Origin of the sequence: Vibrio sp. MarTm2 (genome assembly GCF_027587055.1) — a bacterium.
Taxonomy (GTDB): Bacteria; Pseudomonadota; Gammaproteobacteria; order Enterobacterales; family Vibrionaceae; genus Vibrio; species Vibrio sinaloensis_D.
This window is the reverse complement of the sequence record NZ_JAPPTK010000015.1, coordinates 14,335-40,830: the sequence shown is the minus strand read 5'-3', so window position 1 is coordinate 40,830 and position 26,496 is coordinate 14,335. Positions and strand designations below refer to the sequence as shown.

Below are 26,496 nucleotides of genomic sequence, written 5' to 3'. Positions count from 1 at the left end.
GCACAAATCGTCAATTTAGAACAACTACAACCCATCTTAGTGTGAACATCAGAATGAGGCTTGTGCTTCGGTGAGTGATTTACGGGAATTATTGATCGATAGCAAACGTTTGCTTGGTTTTGTGATTTCTATCAGAAAGGCGTTGAGTTTTTACTCGGGATTCGTACAATTCGCGCAAACGATTAAATGCTGTATATGTCTAGTGAATTGGATTAGACGTTTCTACCACCGAGCCTATCTTGGTGACTACAGTTTTTGTCTTGATGGTGGCAAGTCTATCCGCTCATTCAGCATTTGATTCCGACAACGTCTATTCAATCATTTAAGGTTTCCTTGTGAGTCTCGATACTGCCATCAAAGCCCAAAACAATCCGGGTATTCTTGAGTCCATCTTTAAGATTTCAGCGCGTAAAACCACGGTCAGCACCGAGCTGTATGCGGGTTTTATTACTTTCCTCGCCATGAGCTACATTCTGGCCGTGAACCCAGCGATTCTAGGTGGGATTCCAGGCATGGATAAAGGCGCAGTTTTTACGGCGACAGCATTAGCCGCTGCTGCTGCGACACTCATTATGGGTATTTGGGGTAACTACCCAGTGATGCTTGCGCCAGGCATGAGCATGAATGGCTTTTTCAAAGGCATGCTGCTTAGTGGCTCTGTGGCTTTGGTATGGAATGAAGCCCTATTTGGTATCTTTTTGTCAGGCGTGCTGTATTTGCTGCTTTCTCTGACCAATATTCGTAAGTCGTTGATTGAATCCATTCCTGAAGATTTGAAAAACGCGATTACGGTGTCGTTGGGGCTCTTTATTGCTTTCTTGGGTTTAAAAAACGCTGGCATCATCGTTGACAACAAATTTGTTCTGGTGGGGATGGGCGATATTGCTAACCCTCAAGTAATCATTGCTTATATCAGTATATTTATCGCCCTTGGCTGCATGATCCGCGATATTAAGTTGGCGACCTTTATCTCTTTCGTGTCTGCAATTGTGCTGACGGTGATCGCGGATATGGTGATGGGCACGAATAATGCGCCACTGCCTGAGCAAATCATTACCGCGCCACCAAGTATGTCTGGCAGCTTTGGTGCGATTTTCGACCTATCTGGGTTAACAGCAGAGAAGATGTTTGATTTACTGTTTATTGTGGTGATCTTCCTGATTGTCGACTTCTTTGATGGTATGAGTACCATCGTTGGTGTTGGCCGAGATGCGGGCATCATCGACAAAGATGGTAAGGTGCCAAACGCACGTTCGGCATTGGTCGCCGATGCAGGCGGTACAGTGATTGGTTCAGTATTGGGTACGACATCCATTACCGCTTTCTCTGAGTCAGGCATCGCCTCTTCCCAAGGCGCCAAAACAGGCCTGGCTGCGGTAGTGGTTGCGGGCTTGTTCCTCGTATCGCTATTCCTCTATCCGCTGTTCTCTATCTTCTCAGCAGCGATGGTAGCACCGGCAATGGTGGTGGTCGGTATCTACATGATTGGCCGCCTTGGTCAAATTCAATGGGATAAGAAGGAGTCACGCATTGCGGCCTTCTTTACCATTATGTTTACCGTGTTGAGCTTTTCACCAGCGAACGGCATGGCGATGGGCTTTATTAGCTACGCGTTCTCAATGGTTGTTGCCGGTAAAGGCAAAGAAGTACACCCTGTCATCTATGTTTTAGGTGCTGTGTTCTTAAGTTATCTGATTCTGCTTTAATCGCAGTTCGACTTATTGCTAATGGCTCTACACCGGTAGGGCCATTTTTTATTTCTTACGCCGTGTTACACTGAGACCACTATCATATGGCAATGGAATCAAGGATATGCCATCTCACTTACCTAAGGGTTTTAGCCGCCCATTTCTTAAGATTTTTCATACGTTAGAAGCGTTGCTCTTGGTCGCCATCACGTTAGCCACCCTGTTTGCTATGGTTGAAGAGTTCATCCATGTTTTTGAACAGAAGAGGGTGCTGCTGACGGATATTCTGCTGATGTTTATCTACTTGGAAGTACTTGCCATGGTGCAGCAGTTTGTGATGAACGGAAAAATCCCCGTGCGTTACCCCATCTACATCGCGATGATGGCCATTGCTCGCTACATCACCCTAGGAATGAAAGAGATGGATGCGATGTTGGTGGTTTGGCTGTCAGTAGCGGCATTTATTCTTGCCGCAGCCACCTTGCTGATTCGTGTTGGTCACCATTACTGGCCGTATGTTGATAGAAATACGCTGGAAAAAGACGAATAGCGGGTTGAAAGGCAGGCCAAGAAAAAGGGGGAGGTAAATTCTCACTCCTTCTTCGCGTTACTGTGACCCGTCCTATTCGCGTTACGCACTTTCAAACCGCTTATAATAATCACGGGCACTCACGCAGAAACTGGGTTCCGCCTAATGTGAGTTAAAGAAAAAATGAAACGAAGAGTATTGTGTTTTTGGGCCACGCTCTGTGTGGTGATAGGCTTCCCTGCCGTGAGCCAGGATTTTCTGCCTGTTAGGCAGGCTTGTGATGAACGCTACACCAATGATTTAGACGACCTGAAAACGACCGAGCCATCGAACTATGATTATTATCATTATATAGCGAGTGGTGGTTGTCCCGGCGTTGAGCTAAGAGAGGGGCGTTTTGAGCGTATTAATCAGCATTTTGCCAGGCTTGGTAATTTTAAAGCTCAGTGGGAGCTGACACCGGATTATACGACACTGGTTGAAAAAGCAGCCGCTGGCTCTATTCCCGCCAGAGCAAAAATTGTTTCTGCTAATGCCGTTCCGCAAACAGCGCATTATAGCCGTGATAAAGGCCTTGATGATTTGCAGCTGTCTGATGAGATAAAGCAGCGTTATATCTCACAGATATTAGAGCTTGCGGAAAAAGGGGATATCAGAGTGCTTCAAACGGCGCTGGCGTATTACCTATGGACACCAATCTCTTTATCTGGTGATGATGACGCTTTGATAGCAGCAGAAAGGCTTAAGAAAGCGCATCGTCTGATGGAGTTGTACGGTGATGACTACTTATGGTTGGAGGTGTTATATAATAACTGGTTGCTTGAAGCCAAAAATATCAGTTGGTGCGCCGAAAATATCAATGGAAGGCAGTACTCATCAGAGTTTGAAAAATGGCTCTATAGTTTCAGTAGGCCACTTTTTTGTAGTAGCGTTTTTAATAAAAAACTATTTAATAAAATAGAGCAGATGAGTGACGTCAGACGTCTGCGTTTCTTTGAAGAGCAGATAGCCTCACTGGAGTTCGATTTTTCCGGTAGCCACCAGGCCAGATTAGATCAGCTGAAAAAGTGGGACCGCACGCTTAACAAGTTGGCACTGTTGGCTTATTTTGATGTGCCATTAGTCGATGAAACTTTAGCTTTTTCTCTGATGTCACTGCCTTACGAGCCTAAGCGTGATCTTGCCGGTTTTTACTGGCTGGATACGGAACATCACCCCTCTCCTCTGATGCGTTTGATAAGTAGTGCGAAGGGTAAAAACGGTTATGACGTCGGGAAGAGTATGAATGAACAGATTATCCCCGAGATTTTGGCTAGCGAGAGACACTTTGGGATAGGTTATCTCCTTCAAGAGCGATTTGATGAATATTACGAATTTACATTGCATAACGTAGTATCAAAAGGTGACCTTCCATCGTTATACAGTTTTTATCTGATGTATAAATATGAGGATAACCCCCGTGCCTGGGCGATGATAAAAGCACTGGAGCAGTATGACCCTGATATTGCCCTTCAAGTGAAAGAAGACTTTGCTGTAAGTGGGCTTAAAGAACCCGATAAGAAAGCGGTAGAAAAAGTGATGGAAGAAATCCGACCATATCTTCCGGAAAAAAGTCAGGCGCATTATTCGCAGATATATTGGCAGAGAGATATACAACCCTACCTGTTAAGGCAACTATCGTTACTTATTGAGCAAGAGGAAAATAAGTCCAGCCTGAAGGACTGATTATATATTTGGAGCTGCCCTGACAAGATTGGCTCCAATTGAGTTCTTATAACAAAGTAAGGGCTCGTATAGCAGAACAGATAGCTGGGGGCTCATCATTAGCAGATGAGGCAGGTCGCTGTCTAATCCACGGGGCAAAGTGAGTAAATAGCGTGAAAAAGCCCCTATTTTACAGGGGCCTGGTAAGGTTAAGTCAGCTCAAAGAGACTCAAAAACCCTTATTCAATATTTTGGATCTTAATGTTGATACCTTTGTTTAACTTATTGTTGTTTATTGGTATTTTTTATATTTATTGTTGTCTATGTATCATTTTCTACCCAATGTACTACCCAAATGAACAGTCTGTCGCTTTGTTTGTATATGATGTTTTAGCTGCTCATTTAGATTTTTGTACAAGTAGCGTACTAAATTGAAATACTATGCATTAATGTGGCTTTCGCCAGCGATTCTAGAACCTCGAAATGACTGAAGTTTGTTGAGTTTGTCGATGACAACTATACCTCTTAGCAAGTAGGTTTTTCTTCCTGATTTGATGTAACATTCTGAAATGTAAGCTGACTTTTTGTCATTGGAGATTAGTGATTGCAAACAATCTTCCAATTTCCGGTATTTACCAGTATTAGAATGATCACCAAAGAACTCGGCTTTTAAGAGATGAGTTAACTCTTTATTAACGTGGTAGGTATGCTGTTTTCTTGAAAATACGAAATTAAAGATCCCCGTTTCGTTCTTCACAAAGTCAAATGTATGCTCATCAACTTGAATAATATTAGCCTTGTTTAAAGCAACATCACGCTTAAATGAATCTATTCGGCAAGCTTGCTTTAACGCATGATAAGGGACGCACAGTAGTTCAAGAAAGCTGTTGTCAGAAATACCTAAGTCTTTATATATTAGATACATAGTAAGCATCTTGACTTTGTTCAGATGCGTATAGACTTCCTGAGCAGATAAGGTTTCCACCTCACCGTGTGCTGCTCTATCTCGAATCTCTTTGATCTGATAAAAGTCTTTGTCATTGATGAATACGTCGGACACTGTCTTGCCGATATAGCGCAAGAAGGTTTTAGCTTTCTTATTCAGCGTGGCTGTACTGCGGTTTGGTATCAATCTTTTGAGGGTTTCTTCATCTGTGATGTTAGCTACAGATCCTTCATTAATGGTAGCCATAATCAGTGGATCGCTTTTAACAAGAGATGTCACTCTGGAAATGAACTTGGCGTGATCATTTTCGAGCATTACGTTGTCCAATCCAAGCTGATCTACTTTATAGCTAAAATACTTATCCAGAATTGAAGCATATAGCATTAACTCATACTCAAGGACATTCTTTATGCTGAACAACGGAATTGTTTTCGACCATATCTGGTCAAAAATAAATGTATTATCAACAAAGTAGCTTTGACAGATCGCTTGAAAGGAGTCTCTTAGTTGATCTGAAAGCATGAATGGGTAAGGTTGAGAAACCTTATCGGTATCTTCAACTTTGTGGCTTGGGACATATAAGTATCCCTTGTTTGAATCTGTATCGAAAAGGTCGATTCTTGTTGCATAACATGGGGTTCCAAACAACCAAGTAAACAGGTTAGTCACTTTGAACATAAGCCGAGAAATTTCTTCCATGGATATGGGGGACTCGAAAGTGAAATTGATATCGAGAGTACTAGTGAATACGAAACCATCTCCATTGGCGTTGTCCTTCAAGTTCTTCGACTGAAAGATATCAACGTTCTTAATGCTATTGCTATTTACTAATTCTGCATTTAGTGACTGTATGTTAGTTTGGGCAGAGATGTCCCCACCTTCTTCAAATCTCCTTTTTATCTCATGGTTAAAATAAACAGAGAGCTGAGGCATGAGAAATGATACTTGTGTTATTTTGTCTCTATTTGCAGAACCAGTGTATACGTGATCAAACAGCTCACTATCATATGAAAAGCCGTGTCGACCAGATAAGTAATACGATGATTCCCCACCACTGATATAGTCATGAACAAGGATTTCATCTACATCATGAGGTAAAATAGGTTCATACCTATTGGTACATTTTAGTGTGGGAAATCTGCCCCTTTCTAACGAGAGCAGTCCGTAAGTACCATCTTCGAGTTTGACATTAAGCTGTCTTTCACAATCAAGAGTTAGTTCTGTCATAGCACATTAGTATAAAACCAGTTTCACTCATTCTACGATTTGATAAACGAAACTCAAATCAATAGAGGAATCAGAGTACGGTCAACCTCAATTTATTAGAACATCGATTGCTGACTTTACCTTTTCTTCATCGGCTAATGCCTTTATAACATCGTCTGACCAATCAAAATCTAGGTCTGTTGCTTCTCTTCCGAGTAGAAGCTCAATTGTTTTTTCTTGCAGTGTGTAACTGTACTCTCCAAGTAGTTCAGATATTTCGTACTCATCCATGGCAAAAATCAAACCATCTTCATACTGACAATGCTTCACCGTAAGATGCAACCGCTTAAGCATGGCTGTTTCATAATCCACAGCGTTAAACGAGCTCTTATCCCACAAGAGATCTGCTAGTAGTGTAACTAAGCAAGATAGTTCATCGTAACCAAGCTCACTATCAGATGTGTTAAAACCGTGCATTTCAGCAAGTGCTTTTAAGTCATTCAGAGTTTCTTGATGAAGATGAACTCTCTTCGTCTTTAGTCCAGATTGTTTGCGAATACGGTCTGCTTTCTTCCTACGCTCGTTGGCTGCTTTTTTCTGTTCTTCTTTCTTTTCTTCTTCTGTTTTTTCAGTATCCATTTGCTTCATTTCGTGAGGCTCACAAGAGTTATACACAATCACACTATGCCGTGAGACTCACGAAAACTCAATGAATAATTTCATTCTTGTGAGTCTCGCGCTGAAGTTGTGATTTTAATTCCTTGATAGCTATATGTTTTTTATTGTGAGCCTCACGATTCTTGGTGTTTGAGAATGGTTTTTGTGAGTCTCACAAGATTTGAGTTATGTTCGAAGAGGGTATTTTTGAAAACTGTAAATCGAGTTGTGACATCAAAAATAAGGAGAATGTCATGACAGATTTAGGTTTAATTCGACGTGAAATGATTTTGGATCAGCTACGCATCTCTAACTCAACATTGTACTTGTGGATCTCTCAAGGGAAGTTTCCAGAACACACGAAGAAGTGTGGTCGTATAGTTTTTTGGCGAATCTCGGATGTTCAAAAATGGATTGATTCGTGTGATTCATCGAGAAAATGAGAGGATAGTAGAAAATGGAACTTCATGATTTTTTATGCGATCTGAAGCTTGAAAGTTGGGAATGGATATACGATGAACACCAAGCTTACGAGGAAGACACTTTTAGGATCGACACATTGAGATCTAGGGCAAATGGTCTATTTCAAGTTGGTGGAAGAAGGTACACGAATGCGGATATGCATAACCTAGCGGATATGCTTGAAAACTGTATCGACGGAGAAGCATGTAGAAGCCCAGCTTGCAAACGCTGTACACGTCAGCATCAAATTGAGCATGTGACATCGATATTAGAAACCATGTTAACTGAGCTAAATATGGGAACTAGTATACGCTACTGTGCTTTACATTTGGTTCAGTACTCTAGAAACATCGAGGCATACGAGTTTCTCAGTTATGACGTTCAAGCAGATAAAGACCGTTTACGTAAATTGCTTTCTAGCAGCGGCATTGATGGTCCGGTATTAGGATCTTTAGAGATGGATTTTCATAAGTCACCGCAAAAATGGCTGAGTCACTACCATCTTTTGACCAAGCTAACAGGAAATGAACAAGCCTTAGGACGTCTTTCTGACAAAATAAAACGTCTTCACCCCGAGCATATTAAGAGTGGAGTTACTGCTCGTCCTTTCATGGTTCAAAAGATAGGTAATCCAGTAAAACAACTAAGTTACTTATGCAAATTAGGTTTTAACGAAGTTCGAGACTATAAAACGAATGGTTTTAGACGTTGTACTAAGAAGTACAGATTAGATACTTTACTATTTTGTGACTACTTATGTTGGATGAATGAACTAGGTAGAAGAAAATTCTTGTTTCAATATCGTGCAAGAGAATGGACGAAGATAAAACGCTCCGAGTTTTGATTTCATCATTATCGCATAGAACCAAATATGGTTATATTTTAAGTACTTAAACCTAACTTCTACGAAAATAGCTTAACAACACTACATTTTATTTAGCTTTAACCTAGAGTTTTAGGAGAAAAGACAACGAGCTGGATTAGCTTTGACACTGTTAATCTAGCTTTCTAAGCACTAATTGCTAAACAAAATGCATATGCAGCCGATAGATTAATTGTTCAGTTATTTCGTAGTTAATGAGGCTCATCTAGTTATGCTAAGCGTTAATACAAACATAGTTGCGATGAAGGGTTCACAAGGTTTACACCGAGTGATGAATAGTCACTCTGTTTCGATGGAACGCTTGTCGTCAGGTATGAAGATTAATAACGCAAAAGACGATGCTGCTGGTCTTCAGATCTCTAATAGATTGCATGCACAGAGCCGTGGAATGGATGTTGCTATTCGAAATGCAAACGATGGTATATCCATGCTACAAACCGCTGAAAGTGCGATGAATGAATATACTGAAAGTTTAATGCGTATGAGAGACCTAGCACTTCGGTATGCTAATGGCTCACTATCCTCAGAAGATAGAACTGCAATTCAAGAGGAGTATATTGCATTAACTGATGAGCTTCACAGGTTAGCTGACACTACCAGCTTTGGTGGAGAACGACTTCTTAATGGAACTAATAGCCACAAATCATTTCAGGTTGGCTCTAATGGTGGAGAGACTGTTAGTATTGAGTTGCCCAATTTAGGCACAAAAGAACAACAGTCAACGGTTGTAGAAGATCGTTTTGTAAGATATACCGAGTACAATCAAGGTTGGATATCTAAAGATGGTGATCGTATCGGAGTTCAAAGGATTTCTTATGATGAAGATCGTCCCCATCAAACAGAAGATTTTGTTTATGTTGATATAGAAGCAGGCTCTTCAGTAGAAAGTATTGCTCGACAAGTTAATGATGAATTAGGTAATTCTGTTCATATGCTAACGGAAGAATACACACGTAATGATGGAACAAAATCACAGCGTTTAGTGTACTATTCACAATTCGAAAATGAGTACGTAGCTGTTAGGCATTACCATAACTCCTACCCACATAATCAAAATTCCCCTTTTACTACTGGGAAAGGTATTTATCACAGCCCGTCAGCTGAAGTCACAAAAGTAAATGTGATAAGCTCGATTCCTTACTTAGATAACCCAAAGTTAGCTGGAACAGTGGCAGAGGAGCTGGATGAATTACTACGCTCTGTTGATTCTTATAGAGCGAATATTGGAGCAACGCAAAACCGCTTGCATCATGCTATAAATAATTTGAACCAATCATCAGAGAATGTTGCTGCTAGCAACCGCCAGATCAGAGATACTGACTTTGCAAAAGAAACCAGCGAGTTAACAAAGCAGTCGATTCTAAAAGAAGTAAACACCTCCATGCTGGCTCAAGCTAGCAAAACTCCGCAAGGTGCACTTGGCTTGCTGAGCTGATTGCTCAACTATTTAGCAGGGTTACTTTACTGTATATAGTCGGATAGCATTTTTGATAGCTTACCTAACGCTTCCTTCCTCTCATCAAGATAGTCATGGATATCATAAGTGTCATTCAGCTTACCCAGCTTATGGTTCAAGCATCGTTCTGCGATATGCGGAGCAACGCCACACTTCGAGAGTAAAGTTCGGAAGGTTCTCCTCAGATCGTGAACAGTGAACATCTCCATTTCTCCCATTTTATTCGGTGGTTGCACTTTGCGCCCGGGCTCTCGACCGAAGAGCTTCGAGATAGCTCTGTTTAATGTGTCTTTCCCCATATGAGGCTGCTTGCTAGTTCTTCTGGCTGGAAACAGATACTCCGAACCACATGCTCTCGTATAGAGTTCTTCAAGCCATGCGAGCACTTGTTCGGTCAGTGGTATCGTTATCCCATCTCCTTTCTTCACTCTTTCACCCGGTAAGTGCCATAGTGCATTTTTCAGATCGAACTCAGACCATTTAGCTTCCGTCAGCTCTGTTTTGCGAACACCAAGAGAAAGAAGCAGTGCGCAAGCTAAGTAATTTTCACGCCCAAAACTTGGCAAGTTCTGTTGGAAAACGTCAAAGGTTTTTTTAATCTCATCAAGGGTAAGCTTACGATCACGGCTTCCTTCAACTCCCCCAGCATCATTTACAGAAAATGCTGATGCTGGGTTATTGTCATTTAAACCTAGTTTAATTCCATGGTTAAACAGTTGTTTGCAGTACATTAACGTGTCGTTGGCAACTGTAGGTCGTCCACTGTTTGCAACATTTCTGATGATTGTTCGGATATCAAGGGGAGTTACGGACTTGATTTTCTTTCTGCCAATAATTGGACCGATATCTCGTTCGTAGACTCTCTTCGGAATGTTGGGATGCTTCAATCTTGCAGCTAAGTCGGCGTACCAGTCTTCATATAGTTGTTCAACTAGTTTAATCGTTATGGCTTGGTGTTGCTTACGCTCTACTAAGGGATCTTCTTCATTACTAACTTTCTTCTTTAGTTCCATTGCTTTGTATCTAGCATCAGCTAAAGAGAGGTGCGCGACCTTATCTATGGTCATCTCGCGACGTTTACCCATAATCGTGTATCTGAGCATCCAGTAAGCTCGACCAGATTTAGGAATCATAAGGTACAAGCCATCACCATCACTATGACGACCCACTTTATGGTTACTAACCAGAGACTTAACTTGATTTACTTTTAGCTTTCCCACACCGCTACCCTTAGTAAAAGAAGATAAACCAATAGTAGCTCTAAAACTAGTGGGTAGTAAAGTGTAGAAGTTGCCGTTTGTGAGGGGGTTTTGAGAGGGTTATACCCAACTTACTCCCCGAAAGTTTTGGGTAGTAATAGGATTTACTAGGACTCAGTAGGAAAGATTTTGCCCATAACTATTTGTTTTTAAAATTAGTTATGGGCATATTAAGAAGCTATAGGATATTACTCTATATTCTGGATCTGCTCACGCATTTGCTCAATCAGAACTTTCAGTTCAACACCAGATGCGGTGATGTCTGTGCTGATTGACTTAGAAGCCAGTGTGTTTGACTCGCGGTTAAACTCTTGCATCATAAAGTCTAAACGGCGACCGACCGCGCCGCCTTTCTTCAAGATATTAGTGGTTTCTTTGACATGAGAGTCTAGGCGATCAAGCTCTTCAGCAACGTCTGATTTTTGTGCTAGTAGAATCAGTTCTTGTTCAACGCGTGAAGAGTCTAATTCAACTTTTGCGTCTTCAAACTTAGTGAACAGACGCTCACGTTGCCATTCTAGAATCTCAGGCATGCGCGCACGCACTTTCACCACTTCTTCTGTGATGGCATCTAAGCGCTGCACAATCAGCGCTTTCATGTTTTCGCCTTCTCGGCCACGCGCTTCGATAAACTCGCCTAGCGCAGCATCAAAAGCGGCCAGCAAATCTTTATTGACGGCGTCCATATCTTGCTCTGGTGTTTCCATCACACCTGGCCAGTTCATGATTTGGAATGGGTTAAGACGGCTATCATCACCAGACAATGCCATTACCTGATTTGCCGCGCTGATGACTTGTTTCGCCAAGTCTTCGTTAATGGTCAATTCGCCTTTTGCTGCTGGGTTGGCTTCAAAACGGAGCGCACATTCAACCTTACCGCGAGCAAGGCGCTTGCGAAAACGCTCACGCAATACTGGCTCTAGGCCGCGGAATTGCTCTGGCAAGCGGAAGTAGGTTTCCAGGTAGCGTTGGTTAACACTACGAATTTCCCATACGGCGCTGCCCCAATCGCCTTTTGCTTCTTTACGAGCATAAGCCGTCATACTGTAGATCATCGAATTTTCCTGTTTAATCATCTTTGAAAATAACGCGAGGCAATAGTAGCACAGATCTGAGACGGATAGCTTTGAAGAGCAAACTTCGCTATAATCCTGCTCCAACCAAAAACGTCTCCCCCTTCATATAAGGTAGATGCCAATGCGTCCAAACGATCGCAAGGCGGATCAAGTTCGCCCAATCAAAATTACTCGTAACTACACAGCTTATGCAGAAGGTTCTGTATTGGTAGAATTCGGCAATACAAAAGTACTTTGTAATGCGACCGTTGAAGAGAACGTTCCGCGCTGGCTAAAAGGTCAGGGTAAGGGCTGGGTAACCGCTGAATACGGCATGCTTCCACGCTCTACACATTCGCGTATGCGTCGTGAAGCGGCAAGCGGCAAGCAAGGTGGTCGTACGATGGAAATCCAACGTCTGATTGCTCGTAGCTTACGCGCTGTAGTTGACCTAGAAGCGATGGGCGAAATCATGGTGACAGTAGACTGTGATGTAATCCAAGCGGATGGCGGTACGCGTACTGCGTCTATCTCTGGTGCGAGCGTTGCGATGGCTGATGCATTCCAACACTTAGTAGAGAAAGGCAAGCTAAAAGCGAACCCAATGAAAGGCCATGTCGCTGCGGTTTCTGTGGGCATTCTGGGCGAAGACATTCTTTGTGACCTTGAATACACAGAGGATTCAGCCGCTGATACGGATATGAACGTAGTGATGACGGAAGATGGTCGCATGATTGAAGTTCAAGGCACGGCAGAGGGCGAACCGTTCACCCACGCTGAGCTGATGAAGTTGCTGGAGTCGGCGACCAAAGGTATTACCGAGATCGTCGCGGCGCAGAAGGCGGCGTTAGAAAATTGATTTAGATAGCTCCCAATTGGGGGCTATTTTTTTATTTTCGTCATAGATAGCATTGCAGCGTTGTTAACTGCACTCTTTCCCCCTAATCACATAGGTTCCCTATGCTCTTAGGGCTGAAAGTGCTTGTTGCCTAGCTGCCTAGCCATCTATTTAGAAAATGTTTCTTTATGTTATGAACCGTCTAGAGAACTAGACCTTTTATTTAGAGAGAAAGTAATGAAAGCATACCAGCGTGAATTTATTGAGTTTGCACTAGAGAAAGAAGTCCTAAAATTTGGCGAGTTTACTTTAAAGTCTGGCCGTAAGAGCCCGTACTTCTTTAACGCTGGTCTTTTCAATACGGGTCGTGACTTAGCACGTCTAGGTCGCTTCTACGCAGCTGCGCTAGCGGATTCTGGCATTGAGTTCGACGTTCTGTTTGGCCCTGCGTACAAAGGTATCCCAATCGCGACAACTACAGCAGTTGCACTAGCAGATCACCACGATGTGGATACGCCATACTGCTTCAACCGTAAAGAAGCGAAAGATCATGGTGAAGGTGGCAACCTAGTTGGTAGCGCACTGGAAGGCCGTATCATGCTGGTGGATGACGTTATTACTGCGGGTACGGCAATTCGTGAGTCGATGGAAATCATCCAAGCAAATGGTGCAGACCTAGCGGGTGTTTTGGTTGCGATTGACCGCCAAGAGAAAGGCAAAGGTGAGTTGTCTGCAATCCAAGAAGTTGAGCGCGACTTTGGCTGTGCCATTATCTCAATTGTTAGCCTGACTGACCTAGTGACCTTCCTAGAAGAGAAAGGTACTGACGCTGAGCACCTAGAGGCAGTCAAAGCCTACCGCGCGGAGTACGGCATTTAAGTTGTTGAATCACTCGTAAGACTAAAAAGGCATCCCGTTGGATGCCTTTTTTGATGTTATTTATAGCGTGAACCTTTGCCCATGGCTCTGTCGACCATTGTTTTGTAGCGCTTATGCACCCACATCCACTGATCGAGTCCGCGCAGGATCACCTTTTCAATCGCTCGGTTCATCACCCTTGCTGCGCCTTCTGCGTCTTTACGAGGGAAATCTGCGCTAAATTCATCATCCACTTGCAAGGTGTAGGTCGAGCCTTCTCGAAAGCTTGATGCGGTAACCACTGCACATTTACTCGCATCAATCAGAACGCCAGTCCCCGCTGTGGTACATGCATCTTCAATTGCGAAAAACGGCACGAAAACAGCATTTTTACGTCCATAGTCATGATCTGGTAGGTACCATAGTCGACCGCCGCGGCGCAGAATCTTGAGCATACCTTTAACGTCTTTGCGATCGACCATTTGGTTGCCAAAACGAGTACGTCCCCAAGTTTGGATGAAGTCGTACACCGGATTGTCATGCGGGCGATATACGCCATAACCCGGAGCGAAGGTGGCAAATGCACGAGCGGTAATTTCTAAGTTGAGCGCATGGGTGCAGACAACTAGCACGCCCTTCTTTTGTGTGTCGAGTTCAACAATCTGTTCAATATTCTTAAATTGAATTAAGCGTTTAAAGCGCCACTCTGGCCAAAACCAAGCTATGCCTGTTTCAATGAGGGCTAAGCCAGTATTTTTGAGGTTTTCTTTAACAATTTTTTCTCGCTCAGCGGTACCCATATCAGGGAAGGCGAGTTCTAAATTGCGACGGACAATGTGAGCGCGACTTTTAAGTGCGACTGCGGTCAATGACCCGATGCCTCGACCAAGTTTAAGCAGCACCGCATAAGGCAGGACGGTCACCACTAAGCCCAGTAGTCCAAAGCCAAGCCAGATTCCCCAATTCTTTGGGTGTACTTTCTGAGTAAAGGTCAGTTCGTTATTTAGTGTGTTCATGGTTTAGCATCATTGAAATGAGTTTTTGCCAAAGCGCTTTCGTCTTACGGCGCGCAAAGAAATGGACATGGGTGAGTAGGTACAGTTTCCAATCATTATATCGGCTGCCTACGCCATCGATGACCTGAGGTATGAGCTCTGTCCCTTGCTTTTTCATGAGGATATGGCCGGGGCTGACATCACAAATGCTGATCGAGTGCTCAAGCAGGTAGTGCTCTATGCGGGTGAGTATTTGCAGAGCTTCTTGTTGAGAAACCGAGCCATCCGCGAGCATCTCTTTTAATGGTCTTCCTGATGTTCCGTCATCGTTAACAACACGATCGAAGACCAAACCAGGGCCTAAGTTTGTTTCTACCCAGCCATAACATTTAGGGATGAAATGAAAAGGGACACCACGCTTTTCGAGTTGACCAAAGTAGTACGACTCCATTTCATTCTGTTGTCGTACAACTTTCGTATGCTTCATGATCTCTTCCATCGGGTGATAAACCTTGATGCACAAACTTGGATTATCCGGGTGCTCAAAGCATATCCTTTCATTCCCAGTGCCAATCCTTTTGGTCTGAGATAAGTCTAGAACAGAAGACATGAAGTTCCTCTTATTGAATCTGCGCGCTTAGGAGTGCCCAGTACTCATCAAAATTTGCAGTAGGCTGATATTTAAAGTCTGAGCGAACAAAGCGATTTAGGCTACCTTCTACTTGACCTAAAAGCTGAGCGGCTAAGATTTTCTCATCGACAGGGAAGGATTTTCCTTCACGCAGCTTACGTTCACGTAAAATTTGGCGCAATGATGTCTCGATACGTTCATACAGTTGGTTGATGCGCTCACGAAGACGTTCATTTTCAAACATCAACGCATGACCAGAGAGAATTCGGCTCAGGCCTGGGTTACGCTCAGAGAAAGCCAGAATCAACTGCAGAACAAGGCGAATGCGCGTTAGTGTGTCTTTTTCTTCATCGAGAATGCGGTTAATGCGTGACATTAAAGACTCTTCGATAAACTCAATCAGGCCTTCAAACATGCGCGCTTTACTAGGAAAGTGGCGATAAAGAGCGGCTTCTGACACGCCTACTTGCTTGGCAAGCTTTGCGGTCGTGATACGCGACGCGCCTTCATTGGATTCCAGCATCTCAGCGAGCGCCTGTAAAATTTCTTCTCGGCGGTTGGTTTTTCTTGTGCCTGCCATGAATACTTTCCTTTTTTACCCATTCTGAATAACGACTCAAGGCCCGCCTAAACGAGCCTGAAGTCCAACAACCATTATTTATTGCTTTGTATTATTGCTTTATAGCTTGCCAGCGATGGTCGCCATGATTTGACGCGCAATCAACTGTTTACTGGCAAGGGTAAGTGATTGCTCACCCTCTTTCCAGTATACGGTGATCGCGTTGTCGTTGCTATTAAAGCCTTGGCCTTCAACCGAGACATCGTTAGCACAAATCATATCCAGCTTCTTCTTTGCAAGTTTGGTGCGCGCGTAGTGGGCGACATCTTGAGTTTCAGCGGCGAAGCCAACGGTAAAGGGACGAGATTTCTCGAGGGCCGCGACAGACGCAATAATGTCGGGGTTTTTCACCATAGTGACAGTCATCGTGTCACTGTCGTCGGTTTTTTTGATTTTTTGATCAGCAACCGTCTCTGGTCGATAGTCTGCCACCGCCGCACAACCGATGAACACGTCGTGTTGGGTTGCTTGCTCTAAGGCTGCTGAGAGCATGCTTAGCGCGCTGTTGACATTGATACGCTGTACGCCTGAAGGTGTCGGTAGAGAGACGGGCCCCGCGATAAGGGTCACCTGAGCGCCCAGATGCTGAGCGGCTTCTGCAAGAGCAAAGCCCATTTTGCCTGAGCTGTGGTTAGAGATGTAACGAACAGGGTCAATCGCTTCGCGGGTTGGACCTGCGGTTATCACCACGGATTTTCCCTCTAAAGGTTTGTCAGAGAAAAACTGTTCGCAATGCTCCACCAACTGCATTGGCTCTAGCATGCGTCCAGGGCCAACGTCGCCACACGCTTGCTCACCGGCGGCAGGCCCCCAAATCGCCATCCCACGACGCTGTAAGGTGGCGATGTTTTCTTGAGTTGCCGCATTTAAGTACATTTGTTGATTCATCGCAGGCGATACCGCGACAGGTGCGTCGGTCGCAAGTACTAAGGTTGTCAGCAAGTCGTTGCCCATGCCAGCAGACATACGAGCGATGAGATCCGCCGTTGCAGGTGCCAGCAAGACTAAGTCAGCCCATTTGGCGAGCTCAATGTGCCCCATCGATGCTTCAGCCGCAGGGTCGAGTAAGCTGTCTGAGACGGGACGCCCAGAGACCGCCTGCATGGTCAGCGGAGTAATAAACTCTTTGGCTGCCTTGGTCATAACGACTTGTACTTCGGCTCCGCGCTCGATAAGACGACGAGTGAGCTCTGCACATTTATACGCCGCGATTCCGCCGCTGATGCCCAGTAGGATCTTTTTTCCCGCTAATGTTTGCATGAGGATCTCCGTAAATTTTGCTGCGCGATAAGATAACACGCCTCATGTTTATGTGCCTAGTGAGTGATTGGTGCACAATGTGGTACTGGTCACCAATACTACGACTTAGTGAGTAGTGACCGAAGGTGGGGAGTTTATATTGCCTCGCATTGACGATTATTGATCAGGATCTGTGGATGGTTTTACGAAACTCTGTAGCTCTGTTTTGTTATTGCCGAGCCAGTTATGCGATCCCTACCTTCTGAATCTATGCCGCGAGAGAAGTTGATTTCTCATGGCCCCCACGCTTTGACCGATGCGGAGTTACTCGCCATTTTTCTGCGAACAGGCACCAAAGGAATGAATGTTATTGAGCTATCGGACTTTTTGCTCAAAGATTTTGGCTCGCTACGTAAGTTGTTTGGCGCAAGCAAAGAGGAGTTTTGCCAACACAAGGGATTGGGTACGGCGAAGTACGTTCAGTTACAGGCGGTGTTAGAGTTAACGCAGCGCTATCTGTCTGAAACTTTGCAGAGAGGCGATGCATTAACCAGCCCAGAGCAAACCAAACTTTACTTATCAGGGCTGCTTAGAGATAAGCAAAGGGAAGAGTTTTATGTTCTCTATTTAGACAATCAGCATCGCGTTATTGTTGGAGAGTCGCTATTTCAAGGGACAATCGACGCAGCATCAGTTTATCCTAGAGAGGTGGTCAAACGCGCATTGGAGCACAATGCCGCAGCTTTGATTCTAGCCCACAATCACCCGTCAGGCGTTGCGGAGCCTAGCCAGAGCGACCGACGTATTACCCGCCGAATCAGTGACGCTTTGGCGCTGGTGGACGTTCGAATCCTGGACCATTTTGTAGTTGGTGATGGGGAGATTGTTTCCTTCGCAGAACGTGGTTGGATTTAAATCACATTTTTAGTTGTGAGTTCGCTGAATTCTGCTACAATCGCCCGACATTTTTTAGCACATAAATCAGCTCTGCCTAAAAAAGATCACGAAAACCTGTAAAAAGGATCTGTTCGGGTCTTGAGCAATGCTACTCAAGTTAGTATAATGCGCGACCTTTGATAGCCTTGTATGGGTTTCCATAGCGGTATAAGACCTCGACATTCTTCTTAGAGAACTAGAGAGGTTCGGCCACCAAGGTTGATATCGAGCTGAAACGATTTTGGAGAAGACATTCATGTCACGAGTATGCCAAGTAACTGGTAAGCGTCCAGTAACGGGTAACAACCGTTCACACGCACGCAATGCTACTAAGCGTCGTTTTCTGCCGAACCTACAAACTCATCGTTTCTGGGTAGAGAGCGAAAAACGTTTTGTTAAACTACGTCTATCTGCTAAAGGTATGCGTATCATCGACAAGAAAGGCATCGATGCTGTTCTTGTTGATATCCGTGCAAACGGCGTAAACGTTTAAGAGGAAATAGACAATGGCAAAGAAAGGCGTACGTGAGAAAATCCGTCTAGTATCTTCTGCAGGTACTGGTCACTTCTACACGACTGATAAGAACAAGCGTAACATGCCAGGCAAATTTGAGATCAAAAAGTTTGATCCAGTAGTTCGCCAGCACGTTATGTACAAAGAAGCGAAAATCAAGTAATTGATGCTTTTTTGAACTTCCCTCGGGAAGCGTGAATAGAAACCCAACCATAGCAATGTGGTTGGGTTTTTTATTATCTGCTGTTTGCTGATGGTAAGGAAAGCCGGCACCTCGCCTGATTCCGTCTTTTCTGCTATTTTTGAGTCAATTAACAGCAGAGAGCAAAAATAAAATGCGAGTTTCCCCTTCACGGCGCAGACGCTGGAACAATATTCTTATTCTGGGCATCATTGCATTTATTGGTTTGCTCAACTTACCTACGTTGATTAAAACCTACCTTATCGATGAACCAGCGGTCGTAAGTTCACACCCTTATTTACTTAACCCTTCAGCAGACTTACAAGCCTTACACTTTTCCACTTGGTCACTAGAGAAAAGCCAAGGTGAATGGAGAAGCTCTGTAGTTAGTGCTATCCCCCCGCAGGAACTAGCGCAGCGTTGGCAAGGGTTGATTGGCACAGAAATTAGCCAAGATAACTTCGACAGTTTGAAGCCTCAGTTGAGTCAACCTCAATCCATTGAAGTGTGGTATGTCGATCAGGAAGAACCACAAAGGATCACGTATTATCAGACACCACAGTTTTGGCTGCTCAAAAGCTGGCAAGATAAGTGGATAGCCATTTCCGTTGATACTCGTTACCTTATGCCTGAGTAAAAGAGAACCCACTAGGAACTACAATGCCTGAATTACCAGAAGTCGAAGTGAGCCGAATGGGGATATCCCCACATCTTGTTGGAGAGACAATAGCAAAGCTGACTTTTCGCACACCTAAGCTTCGTTGGGACATCCCTCAAGAGTTGAAACAGCTGGAAGGTCAGCAGATCCGTAGCATTACCCGTCGAGCGAAATACCTTCTTATTGAAACGAATGTAGGAGCAGCGATCGTTCACTTGGGCATGTCTGGCTCACTGCGAGTGCTGGATGCAGAGATCACGCCGGGTAAACATGATCATGTGGATCTAAAGCTCACCAATGGAAAGGTACTGCGTTATAACGATCCAAGACGTTTTGGTGCATGGCTTTGGACGGAAGACGGTCATCACACTGTTCTTGAAAATGCAGGGCCTGAGCCGTTAACCGATGATTTTAACGCAGACTACATTGCATCAAAGGCGGTTAATAAGAAAGTGTCGGTAAAACAGTTCATTATGGACAATAAAGTGGTGGTTGGCGTGGGTAACATCTATGCCAATGAATCACTATTTAGTGCCAGAATCCATCCCATCAAGCCTGCTGGCAAGTTAACGAATAAGCAGTGGGCTTTGCTTGTGGTGGAGATAAAACAGGTTCTGGATACTGCCATTAAGCAGGGCGGGACCACGCTGAAGGATTTTGCTCAAGCGGATGGTAAGCCCGGTTACTTTGCCCAAGAACTGCAAGTCTATGGTAAGAAAGGGGAACCTTGCCCGGTTTGTGGTGGTCCAATCGAAGAGCTTAAAATTGGTCAACGAAACACCTTCTTTTGCAATACGTGCCAAAAAAAATAGCATTGAATACGTTGCTTTTCGTAACGTTTTTCACGCCATTCAGACAAGGTTCATTTACTTTCGCCTATCCTAGGCTTGGGCGAATAGTGTAGAATATAGCCCCTTTTTGTGGTGAGTTGTGAGCAGTCACTGACACAACTCATCTATAGTGAAATTCGTACATAAGGTACCCTCCATGACAGAGCTTTCATCTGCGGTAACTTGCCCACATTGTGGACCATCAACAGAGAGTCAATCTGATGTCTTACTCTCTGTCCTTGTTCCTTATTTTAATGAAGAGGAAGTATTACCGGCTTTTCATGAAAGGCTAATGCCCGTATTGGATAGCATCGATGGATTGTGTGAAGTCATCTACATTGATGATGGCAGTAGTGACAAGAGTCAGAGTATTGTGGCTGGTTTTGAAAGCGAGAACAGCAACATCATCAGCCTGAATCTGAGTCGCAACTTTGGTAAAGAAGCCGCCATGAGTGCGGGTCTAGAGTATAGCCGTGGTCAGGTTGTCACTATCTTGGACGCGGATTTGCAAGATCCACCAGAATTGTTGCCAGAAATGCTTGAGAAATGGCGCGAAGGCTATGATGTTGTGAACATGCAGCGTAAAGAGCGTCATGGCGAGACTTGGTTTAAGCAAAAATCGGCGGCATGGTTCTATCGCGTCATGAATTCAGTATCGCAGATGGATGTGCCTGAGAATGTTGGTGATTTCCGTTTGCTAAGCCGTCGTGTTGTGGAACACATTAACCAGCTGCCAGAGCGTAATCGCTATATGAAAGGGCTGTTTTCATGGCCTGGCTTTAACACCATTACATTACAATTTGAGCGAGACCCTCGCCTGGTGGGGGAAACCAAGTGGAATTACCTTAAGCTGATTGGTTTGGCGATTGACGGGATTTCATCTTTCTCTATTCGCCCATTGCGCCTTGCAACGCTGCTTGGTGCATTGATGGCGGTCGTGGCCTTCTTATACGGCTTTATCATTATTTGTAAAACCATTTTCTTGGGCGAACCCGTTGTTGGTTACCCATCAATGATGGTTGTTCAGCTTGGTTTGGGCGGTATTCAATTACTCTGTATTGGTCTAATGGGTGAGTACATTGGGCGAATTTTCATTGAAACCAAACGCCGACCACTTTACATCGTTCAATCGAACATTGAGAAAAAAGCGCAAGCATCACTGCAGAAAGATCAACCTGAGGAAAAATAACAGTGAATATTAAGATCACCGCCAAGCACCTATGGGGCTTATTGGCTGTCGCGTTACTTTTACGTCTGATTTCTTTGGGGCTTTATCCACTAATGGATACAACCGAAGCGCGTTATGGCGAAATGGCGCGACTTATGGTGGAAACAGGTAACTGGCTGACACCTCAGTTTGATTATGGTGTCCCTTTCTGGGGCAAACCGCCACTGTTCACTTGGATGAGTGCGACTGGCGTTGAGTTATTCGGCTTAAGTGAGTTCTCTTTGCGCGCACCACACTGGCTTGCCGCTGTTTTTGTTATCGCTTTAATCGGTTACATGGCTAAGCGTGAAGGCTTTAACTGGCTAGTTGCGTCTATTGTACTTGCGACGTGTGGTATTTTCTCAATTGCTGCTGGCGCGGTCATGACTGATATGGCACTGACTCTTGGTATGACGATGGCAATGGTCGGTTTTTACTACTGCTGGTTAGAAAAAGAGAAAGGTGGCATTAAAGATCGTTGGGCATATTTTGCCTTTGCTGGTCTTGCGGTTGGCTTGTTGGCTAAAGGCCCTGTCGTGATTGTGATTATGGGCTTAGCAGTATTCCCTTGGTTGGTTCTACAACATGGTCTAATCGGCGCATTTGTTCAGCTTTGGCAGCGTTTCCCTATCGTTAAGGGCGTGTTATTGATGCTCGCGATCGCGATGCCTTGGTACATTTTGGCTGAGCGTGCAACACCTGGTTTCATTGATTATTTCATTGTGGGTGAGCACTTTAAGCGCTTTGTTGTCAGTGGTTGGGAGGGTGACCTGTACGGTAGCGCCCATGATGAGCCACGAGGCATGATTTGGTTATTCTGGCTGCAAAGTGCGGCGCCTTGGTCAATCGCGCTGCCGATTCTGGCGTGGTTCCGTCGTGCTCGCATTAACGAGACCAATCAATCGAACAAAGGGCTGTTTTCGTTCGCGATTTTTTGGCTAATCTCGCCACTGCTGATGTTCACAATGTCAGGTAACATCCTTCCTGCTTATGTGCTTCCTGGTATCCCTGCATTGGGGCTTCTTGCTGCGATCATGGTGATGGAAAAAGATTGGAAGTGGTTCAGTGTGGTATCTCTGATTCTGCCTATCGTGCTATTCATTGCACTTATCCTGTTAAACACAGGGATGGAAAATAACAAGAGCGATCGTGTGTTCTTTGAGTCTCAAACGGAGCAGCTAGAAACTTACTACGCTCGTAGCCGTCCATTCTCTGGCCAGTACTACAGCTTAGGTCAGGCGATTAAGGTAACGACTCCAGCTGAGATTAAAGCGGATGAGTTCTACCTCATTGGTCGTGAGCGACACATGGAAGGCTTCTTAAACAGTGACAAACTGGAATGTAAGCTGCTGCTTGAGCCAGAAAACTCTAGACGCGCGATGTACCGCTGCTCAACAGTGACTCATGAAGCTTCTTAAGTTTGCATTTGTTGGAGGTATCGGCTTTGTGGTCGATACCTCCATTTTCACCCTTTGCCTCCACGTTTTTGACTGGCCGTTAATGACGTCGCGTGTTATCGCTTTTTTCTGCGCCGCGACCTCGACTTGGCTCGGCAACCGTTACCTCACTTTCTCTGCAACTTCGCAGCATGGTTCCAAACGTAAACAGTGGCTGAAGTTTATGACCTCGGCATGTATATCTGCGATTCCAAACTTCGTGACCTTTAAACTGTCGTTAGAGTTTCTCGGCAGCGAAGGAGTATGGGCTTACGTTGCTTTAGTGCTGGGTATTTTGGTGGGAATGGTCAGCAACTATTTGCTCAGCGATAAGTGGGTATTTAAAGCCAAATCTTAATTGAGCCAGCTTACTGCTGGCTCCAACACTCATTGGGACATTATGGTTTCTTTTCAGCATAACTACCGAGCTCTCATCCGAATTGTACTTTGGGTCAATTTTGCCGCGATTATCTTTCTCTTTCTGTCCCGAGGAGTGTTCTTTTCTTTAGCTGTTGAGCCTGAAAAGTTAACTGGTCTCAGTGCGGATATTGTGCGAGCGTTTTGGGTTGGCGCCCGCTTTGACGCAAAAATTGTCTTTATCGGTTTTGCCCCCGTTTTACTGGCGGGTTTGATTCTGGCCAAAACACGCTTCTTTACTTGGTGGAACAAAGCGACACCTTGGTACGCAGGGGTTATTTTCTTTCTGCTGTGCGGCTTTTCGATCGGTAACTATTACTACTACGTCACCTACGGTAGCTATATCGATGTTTTTGTCTTTGGTCTGTTTGATGACGACACCAAAGCGGTGCTCGACAATGCATGGCAAGATTACCCCATTGTGCGCTCTTTCTTGGTCTCTGTGTTGGTTGCGGCATTAGGCTTTATTTTTACCAATAAACTGATTGAGCGTTCATATTCTTGGCATTGGCCAAAGCGTCATTGGGCGCTGACGACAGTGTCGGTGTTACTCACGATAGTGGTGTATGTCATAGTGGCTCGCGGCTCTATCGGCAGCCTGCCTCTCAAGCGTTATCACGCTAATGTATCTCAGTACAAACCGCTGAATATCATTACCCCCAACCCATTTATGGCACTGAGTTGGGCCAATGGCGACTACAAAAAACAGGCGAAGTTTGACCCAGTGTCCGAGCAAGCGCTGACTGAGCAGATGATGAAAATGCTCGGTCAACCGACACCAGAATACCGTACCGACAAGAATGACTATTTAGCCGATAATCCTCCTCATGTAGTGATGGCATTGATGGAAGGATTAGGAACGAATGTCCTGATTGAAGATGACCCGATGCGAAACGATTTGCTTGGCAGCCTTCGCAAAGCCTTTGATGAAGACTTTATCTTTGAGCGCTTTGTGGCAGGTACGACAGCGACCATCGACAGTATTGTTATGATGTTGTTCCACAGTGATGTGCCGACCATCAGCCACTCTGGCGCGCAGAAAGTGTCTCTGCCTAGCTCTGCCGTATTGCCTTATAAACGAGCCGGTTATGCGGTCGTTTTTATCTACGGTGGCAACAGCATGTGGCGTAACTTAGCGAACTATTTGCCGCTGCAAGGCTTTGATACCGTTTATGATGAGAACAGTATTAAAGCGGCGTTTCCAGAGGCCAAGGAACATGCAGATACTTGGGGTGTCGCGGATGAGTTCACGTTCAAGTTTGCTCGTAAGCTATTGGACGAGGCGAAGAAGCCGACCCTGATTTACATCATGACTGTGACCAATCACTCGCCATATCGCCCACCAAGCGACTATCAGCCGAAGGTAACCCAAGCAAGTGACCGTCTCAAAGATGTGATTGGCAGTATCGCAGGGCAAGAGACGGAGATGCTTGAAGCCTACCAATATGCAAATGATGCGTTGGGGAACTTCATTCAGGAAGTGAAAGACTCTAATTTGGGACAGAAAACCTTGATTGCGGCTTCGGGCGATCACCGTGTTCGTTCAATATCGACCAAGAATTTGGATGAATTTGCGGTGAGCTATGCTGTGCCATTCTATCTGTATGTTCCCGATCCTATTTTGTCGCACAGTCAGTACCGCTATCAGCCAGAAAGAATTGGCTCACATCGAGACATTTTCCCTACCTTGTACCAATTTAGTTTGTCCGGTCAGAGCTACATTAGCTTGGGCGGTGAGAACATGTTGTCTGTTGATGGGGTGAGTAATCGCGGCTACAACAAAGTGCGCAGTATCAATCGGTGGGGAGCGTATGAAAATGGCAACCCGACAAAACTTTATGCTTGGGATGAAGGGGTCATGACGCAAACGACGCCTACTGACAATCCAGAATCTGATTGGGCACAAGAATACCATAAGCTACAAAACTATTACTTGCGTTCGCAGGTTGCTGGAGCGAACTAGGTGACGAGTTTGATTGATTTAACGGACGCGATAGTGATTGGCAAAGGTTCTGAGAGAATCTGCTATCAACATCCCAATGACCCCAACTTGTGTATTAAGGTGCGCTATCGAGTGAAGCGCTCTCGTGATGAAAGCGAGCGCGAGTTTGACTATGCCCAAAGCCTAAAGCGCCCTGATTTAGCACCTTATGCGTTGCCAATTGAGTGGGTGGAGACCTCGGAAGGCAAGGGGCTTATTTTTCCTTTAATCCGAGACGGTGACGGTAGCTTGTCGATGGCACTCGGAAAATTGAATGATAAGTCAAAGCTAACTGAGCTGTTTGATGATTTTGCTGAGTCTATTTTAGCTAATCATCTGTCGGTGACGGATCTGCGTTTGCAAAATCTCGTGCTACAGAAAAACGATGATGGTGAGCGCATTTTTATGATCGATGGTTATGGTTTCACCAATGACTTTTTGAAGAATGTCTTTAAAGTCACAAGCGTCATCACCTATATTCAAACCAAGCGCCGGCTTGAGAAATTTAGAAGGAACTTTATTGATGCTCGATAATAAACAGGTTCGGCAGTACATCGCCAAATTTCCTGACTCTTTTCAGCATGGTATGAGTCAGTTTGCTTTGCTGATTAAAATGGTCAGCGGTTTGTTTCGCAACCAAGTGTTGTTCGTTAAAGGTGCGAAAGGGAACCAGGTTTCAATTGGTAAAACCAAGCATCGCTCCCGTATCGTGATCAAGTTTGACAAGCGAGCGAAAGGAAATCGTGTCGTCATTGGCAACAACTTTAATGGCAATGTGAATATTCTCATTAAGGGAAGCAATAGTACGCTTTACATTGGCGACGATGCGGTGATCAAGAAAAGTAAGTTTTCTTTACTTCGTGACAATGCGCTATTTGCGGTTGGGGAACATGTCGGCATTCGTTCAGGTGCGAATATCAAGTCTTATGGCCAACTGGTTTTGGGGGATGACGCGATGTTATCAGCCAATATCTTGATTCAAGAGTACGATGGTCACCCAATTTTTGACGAACAAGGCAATGTGTTGAATCACCGTATTTCCGGGGTTTACGTGGGCCCGCATGTTTGGTTGTGCAGAGATGTAAAAATCATCAAAGGTGTAACAATCGGCAAAGGCTCGATCATTGGCGCCTTTAGTACTCTCACTAAGAGTGTCCCGAGCGATGCTATCGCCGTTGGCATTCCCGCAAAAGTGGTAAAAGAAGGGGGGATCTATTGGGCGCGAAATCACTCAGAAAAAGAGCTCTCCAAAGCAAAAGCATTTTACGCAATGGACTAAACAACAAAGGCTGTCATCAGACAGCCTTTGTT

27 protein-coding genes and 1 riboswitch are annotated in these 26,496 nt (G+C 44.7%); of the genes, 19 read left to right on the top strand and 8 right to left on the bottom strand.

Features of this window, described 5'->3' with window-relative positions; translation table 11 throughout:
• Positions 1-169 precede the first annotated feature (169 nt).
• Positions 170-269, top strand: a riboswitch (purine riboswitch).
• Between the two features lie 66 nt (positions 270-335).
• From OH458_RS19835 to OH458_RS19825, 3 genes are all read left to right on the top strand, one after another.
• Complete coding sequence (locus OH458_RS19835; protein ID WP_038192382.1) at positions 336-1,706, top strand: NCS2 family permease; 1,371 nt, start codon at positions 336-338, stop codon at positions 1,704-1,706.
• A 106-nt stretch (positions 1,707-1,812) separates the two neighbouring features.
• Positions 1,813-2,238 carry a phosphate-starvation-inducible protein PsiE gene (locus tag OH458_RS19830; protein WP_269979563.1) on the top strand — a complete coding sequence of 142 codons (426 nt, stop codon included), beginning with the start codon at positions 1,813-1,815 and terminating at the stop codon, positions 2,236-2,238.
• Between the two features lie 162 nt (positions 2,239-2,400).
• Entirely contained in the window at positions 2,401-3,942 is a 1,542-nt protein-coding gene (locus tag OH458_RS19825; protein WP_269979562.1) for a hypothetical protein, read from the top strand.
• A 418-nt stretch (positions 3,943-4,360) separates the two neighbouring features.
• On the opposite strand, the gene OH458_RS19820 is transcribed toward OH458_RS19825, so the two are convergent.
• The gene (locus tag OH458_RS19820) at positions 4,361-6,094 is read right to left on the bottom strand and encodes a hypothetical protein (RefSeq protein ID WP_269979561.1); all 1,734 of its coding nucleotides are present in this window, start codon (positions 6,092-6,094) and stop codon (positions 4,361-4,363) included.
• Positions 6,095-6,181: 87 nt separating this feature from the next.
• Complete coding sequence (locus OH458_RS19815; RefSeq protein ID WP_140066033.1) at positions 6,182-6,712, bottom strand: hypothetical protein; 531 nt, start codon at positions 6,710-6,712, stop codon at positions 6,182-6,184.
• Positions 6,713-6,918: 206 nt separating this feature from the next.
• On the opposite strand from OH458_RS19815, the gene OH458_RS22155 reads away from it, so the two are divergent.
• From OH458_RS22155 to OH458_RS19805, 3 genes are all read left to right on the top strand, one after another.
• On the top strand, positions 6,919-7,173 hold the full coding sequence (locus tag OH458_RS22155) for a helix-turn-helix transcriptional regulator (RefSeq protein WP_079757990.1): 255 nt from the start codon (positions 6,919-6,921) through the stop codon (positions 7,171-7,173).
• Between the two features lie 14 nt (positions 7,174-7,187).
• Positions 7,188-8,036: a hypothetical protein gene (locus tag OH458_RS19810; RefSeq protein WP_140066032.1), complete on the top strand. Its 849-nt coding sequence runs from the start codon at positions 7,188-7,190 to the stop codon at positions 8,034-8,036.
• Positions 8,037-8,286: 250 nt separating this feature from the next.
• Positions 8,287-9,510: a flagellin N-terminal helical domain-containing protein gene (locus OH458_RS19805; RefSeq protein ID WP_140066031.1), complete on the top strand. Its 1,224-nt coding sequence runs from the start codon at positions 8,287-8,289 to the stop codon at positions 9,508-9,510.
• A gap of 26 nt (positions 9,511-9,536) precedes the next feature.
• Here OH458_RS19805 and OH458_RS19800 read toward each other — a convergent pair whose 3' ends face one another.
• Positions 9,537-10,751 carry a tyrosine-type recombinase/integrase gene (locus OH458_RS19800; protein WP_269979560.1) on the bottom strand — a complete coding sequence of 405 codons (1,215 nt, stop codon included), beginning with the start codon at positions 10,749-10,751 and terminating at the stop codon, positions 9,537-9,539.
• Positions 10,752-10,978: 227 nt separating this feature from the next.
• Positions 10,979-11,845, bottom strand: a complete 867-nt coding sequence (locus tag OH458_RS19795) for a YicC/YloC family endoribonuclease (protein ID WP_038140860.1) — start codon at positions 11,843-11,845, stop codon at positions 10,979-10,981.
• A 142-nt stretch (positions 11,846-11,987) separates the two neighbouring features.
• Here OH458_RS19795 and rph point away from each other — a divergent pair, with 142 nt between their 5' ends.
• Positions 11,988-12,704, top strand: a complete 717-nt coding sequence (rph, locus tag OH458_RS19790; RefSeq protein WP_004410877.1) for a ribonuclease PH — start codon at positions 11,988-11,990, stop codon at positions 12,702-12,704.
• 216 nt (positions 12,705-12,920) lie between these two features.
• Complete coding sequence (gene pyrE, locus OH458_RS19785) at positions 12,921-13,562, top strand: orotate phosphoribosyltransferase (protein ID WP_005472617.1); 642 nt, start codon at positions 12,921-12,923, stop codon at positions 13,560-13,562.
• A gap of 56 nt (positions 13,563-13,618) precedes the next feature.
• Here the strand turns inward: pyrE and lpxL are convergent, their stop codons facing one another.
• From lpxL to coaBC, 4 genes are all read right to left on the bottom strand, one after another.
• Positions 13,619-14,557 (bottom strand): LpxL/LpxP family Kdo(2)-lipid IV(A) lauroyl/palmitoleoyl acyltransferase, encoded by a 939-nt coding sequence (lpxL, locus tag OH458_RS19780; RefSeq protein ID WP_269979559.1) that lies wholly within the window; start codon positions 14,555-14,557, stop codon positions 13,619-13,621.
• Positions 14,541-15,146, bottom strand: coding sequence for a YrbL family protein (locus tag OH458_RS19775; RefSeq protein WP_269979558.1), 606 nt, complete (start codon positions 15,144-15,146; stop codon positions 14,541-14,543). The genes lpxL and OH458_RS19775 overlap by 17 nt, the downstream gene beginning before the upstream one ends.
• A gap of 10 nt (positions 15,147-15,156) precedes the next feature.
• Positions 15,157-15,747 carry a nucleoid occlusion factor SlmA gene (gene slmA, locus OH458_RS19770; RefSeq protein ID WP_005472598.1) on the bottom strand — a complete coding sequence of 197 codons (591 nt, stop codon included), beginning with the start codon at positions 15,745-15,747 and terminating at the stop codon, positions 15,157-15,159.
• A 99-nt stretch (positions 15,748-15,846) separates the two neighbouring features.
• Positions 15,847-17,046: a bifunctional phosphopantothenoylcysteine decarboxylase/phosphopantothenate--cysteine ligase CoaBC gene (gene coaBC, locus OH458_RS19765; protein ID WP_269979557.1), complete on the bottom strand. Its 1,200-nt coding sequence runs from the start codon at positions 17,044-17,046 to the stop codon at positions 15,847-15,849.
• A gap of 225 nt (positions 17,047-17,271) precedes the next feature.
• Between coaBC and radC the strand changes: the two genes are divergently transcribed.
• The 11 genes from radC (at position 17,272) to OH458_RS19710 (ending at position 26,464) form a co-directional block, all read left to right on the top strand.
• On the top strand, positions 17,272-17,940 hold the full coding sequence (gene radC, locus OH458_RS19760) for a RadC family protein (RefSeq protein ID WP_072016679.1): 669 nt from the start codon (positions 17,272-17,274) through the stop codon (positions 17,938-17,940).
• A gap of 277 nt (positions 17,941-18,217) precedes the next feature.
• Positions 18,218-18,454 (top strand): 50S ribosomal protein L28, encoded by a 237-nt coding sequence (gene rpmB / locus OH458_RS19755; RefSeq protein WP_004743834.1) that lies wholly within the window; start codon positions 18,218-18,220, stop codon positions 18,452-18,454.
• Positions 18,455-18,467: 13 nt separating this feature from the next.
• The gene (rpmG, locus tag OH458_RS19750) at positions 18,468-18,638 is read left to right on the top strand and encodes a 50S ribosomal protein L33 (protein ID WP_004410866.1); all 171 of its coding nucleotides are present in this window, start codon (positions 18,468-18,470) and stop codon (positions 18,636-18,638) included.
• 172 nt (positions 18,639-18,810) lie between these two features.
• A complete protein-coding gene (locus tag OH458_RS19745) occupies positions 18,811-19,293 on the top strand; it encodes a hypothetical protein (RefSeq protein ID WP_269979556.1) in 483 nt (160 codons plus the stop codon).
• A 23-nt stretch (positions 19,294-19,316) separates the two neighbouring features.
• On the top strand, positions 19,317-20,126 hold the full coding sequence (gene mutM / locus OH458_RS19740) for a bifunctional DNA-formamidopyrimidine glycosylase/DNA-(apurinic or apyrimidinic site) lyase (protein ID WP_269979555.1): 810 nt from the start codon (positions 19,317-19,319) through the stop codon (positions 20,124-20,126).
• 175 nt (positions 20,127-20,301) lie between these two features.
• On the top strand, positions 20,302-21,333 hold the full coding sequence (locus OH458_RS19735; protein ID WP_038140872.1) for a glycosyltransferase family 2 protein: 1,032 nt from the start codon (positions 20,302-20,304) through the stop codon (positions 21,331-21,333).
• A gap of 8 nt (positions 21,334-21,341) precedes the next feature.
• Complete coding sequence (locus tag OH458_RS19730; protein ID WP_443088535.1) at positions 21,342-22,769, top strand: ArnT family glycosyltransferase; 1,428 nt, start codon at positions 21,342-21,344, stop codon at positions 22,767-22,769.
• Positions 22,756-23,145: a GtrA family protein gene (locus tag OH458_RS19725; RefSeq protein ID WP_269979553.1), complete on the top strand. Its 390-nt coding sequence runs from the start codon at positions 22,756-22,758 to the stop codon at positions 23,143-23,145. Before OH458_RS19730 ends, OH458_RS19725 begins: the two co-directional genes overlap by 14 nt.
• Positions 23,146-23,187: 42 nt before the next feature.
• Entirely contained in the window at positions 23,188-25,167 is a 1,980-nt protein-coding gene (locus OH458_RS19720; RefSeq protein ID WP_269979589.1) for an LTA synthase family protein, read from the top strand.
• A complete protein-coding gene (locus tag OH458_RS19715) occupies positions 25,168-25,719 on the top strand; it encodes a YrbL family protein (RefSeq protein WP_269979552.1) in 552 nt (183 codons plus the stop codon).
• Entirely contained in the window at positions 25,709-26,464 is a 756-nt protein-coding gene (locus OH458_RS19710; protein ID WP_269979551.1) for an acyltransferase, read from the top strand. The genes OH458_RS19715 and OH458_RS19710 overlap by 11 nt, the downstream gene beginning before the upstream one ends.
• Positions 26,465-26,496 lie beyond the last annotated feature (32 nt).

Excerpts from the sequence above, each read along its gene's own strand:
- OH458_RS19830 (WP_269979563.1), top strand. The coding sequence starts at position 1,813 with ATGCCATCTCACTTACCTAAGGGTTTTAGCCGCCCATTTCTTAAGATT.
- OH458_RS19825 (WP_269979562.1), top strand. The coding sequence starts at position 2,401 with ATGAAACGAAGAGTATTGTGTTTTTGGGCCACGCTCTGTGTGGTGATA.
- OH458_RS19820 (WP_269979561.1), bottom strand. The coding sequence starts at position 6,094 with ATGACAGAACTAACTCTTGATTGTGAAAGACAGCTTAATGTCAAACTC.
- OH458_RS19815 (WP_140066033.1), bottom strand. The coding sequence starts at position 6,712 with ATGGATACTGAAAAAACAGAAGAAGAAAAGAAAGAAGAACAGAAAAAA.
- OH458_RS22155 (WP_079757990.1), top strand. The coding sequence starts at position 6,919 with ATGTTCGAAGAGGGTATTTTTGAAAACTGTAAATCGAGTTGTGACATC.
- OH458_RS19810 (WP_140066032.1), top strand. The coding sequence starts at position 7,188 with ATGGAACTTCATGATTTTTTATGCGATCTGAAGCTTGAAAGTTGGGAA.
- OH458_RS19805 (WP_140066031.1), top strand. The coding sequence starts at position 8,287 with ATGCTAAGCGTTAATACAAACATAGTTGCGATGAAGGGTTCACAAGGT.
- OH458_RS19795 (WP_038140860.1), bottom strand. The coding sequence starts at position 11,845 with ATGATCTACAGTATGACGGCTTATGCTCGTAAAGAAGCAAAAGGCGAT.
- rph (WP_004410877.1), top strand. The coding sequence starts at position 11,988 with ATGCGTCCAAACGATCGCAAGGCGGATCAAGTTCGCCCAATCAAAATT.
- pyrE (WP_005472617.1), top strand. The coding sequence starts at position 12,921 with ATGAAAGCATACCAGCGTGAATTTATTGAGTTTGCACTAGAGAAAGAA.
- lpxL (WP_269979559.1), bottom strand. The coding sequence starts at position 14,557 with ATGAACACACTAAATAACGAACTGACCTTTACTCAGAAAGTACACCCA.
- OH458_RS19775 (WP_269979558.1), bottom strand. The coding sequence starts at position 15,146 with ATGTCTTCTGTTCTAGACTTATCTCAGACCAAAAGGATTGGCACTGGG.
- slmA (WP_005472598.1), bottom strand. The coding sequence starts at position 15,747 with ATGGCAGGCACAAGAAAAACCAACCGCCGAGAAGAAATTTTACAGGCG.
- coaBC (WP_269979557.1), bottom strand. The coding sequence starts at position 17,046 with ATGCAAACATTAGCGGGAAAAAAGATCCTACTGGGCATCAGCGGCGGA.
- radC (WP_072016679.1), top strand. The coding sequence starts at position 17,272 with ATGCGATCCCTACCTTCTGAATCTATGCCGCGAGAGAAGTTGATTTCT.
- rpmB (WP_004743834.1), top strand. The coding sequence starts at position 18,218 with ATGTCACGAGTATGCCAAGTAACTGGTAAGCGTCCAGTAACGGGTAAC.
- rpmG (WP_004410866.1), top strand. The coding sequence starts at position 18,468 with ATGGCAAAGAAAGGCGTACGTGAGAAAATCCGTCTAGTATCTTCTGCA.
- OH458_RS19745 (WP_269979556.1), top strand. The coding sequence starts at position 18,811 with ATGCGAGTTTCCCCTTCACGGCGCAGACGCTGGAACAATATTCTTATT.
- mutM (WP_269979555.1), top strand. The coding sequence starts at position 19,317 with ATGCCTGAATTACCAGAAGTCGAAGTGAGCCGAATGGGGATATCCCCA.
- OH458_RS19735 (WP_038140872.1), top strand. The coding sequence starts at position 20,302 with ATGACAGAGCTTTCATCTGCGGTAACTTGCCCACATTGTGGACCATCA.
- OH458_RS19725 (WP_269979553.1), top strand. The coding sequence starts at position 22,756 with ATGAAGCTTCTTAAGTTTGCATTTGTTGGAGGTATCGGCTTTGTGGTC.
- OH458_RS19720 (WP_269979589.1), top strand. The coding sequence starts at position 23,188 with ATGGTTTCTTTTCAGCATAACTACCGAGCTCTCATCCGAATTGTACTT.
- OH458_RS19710 (WP_269979551.1), top strand. The coding sequence starts at position 25,709 with ATGCTCGATAATAAACAGGTTCGGCAGTACATCGCCAAATTTCCTGAC.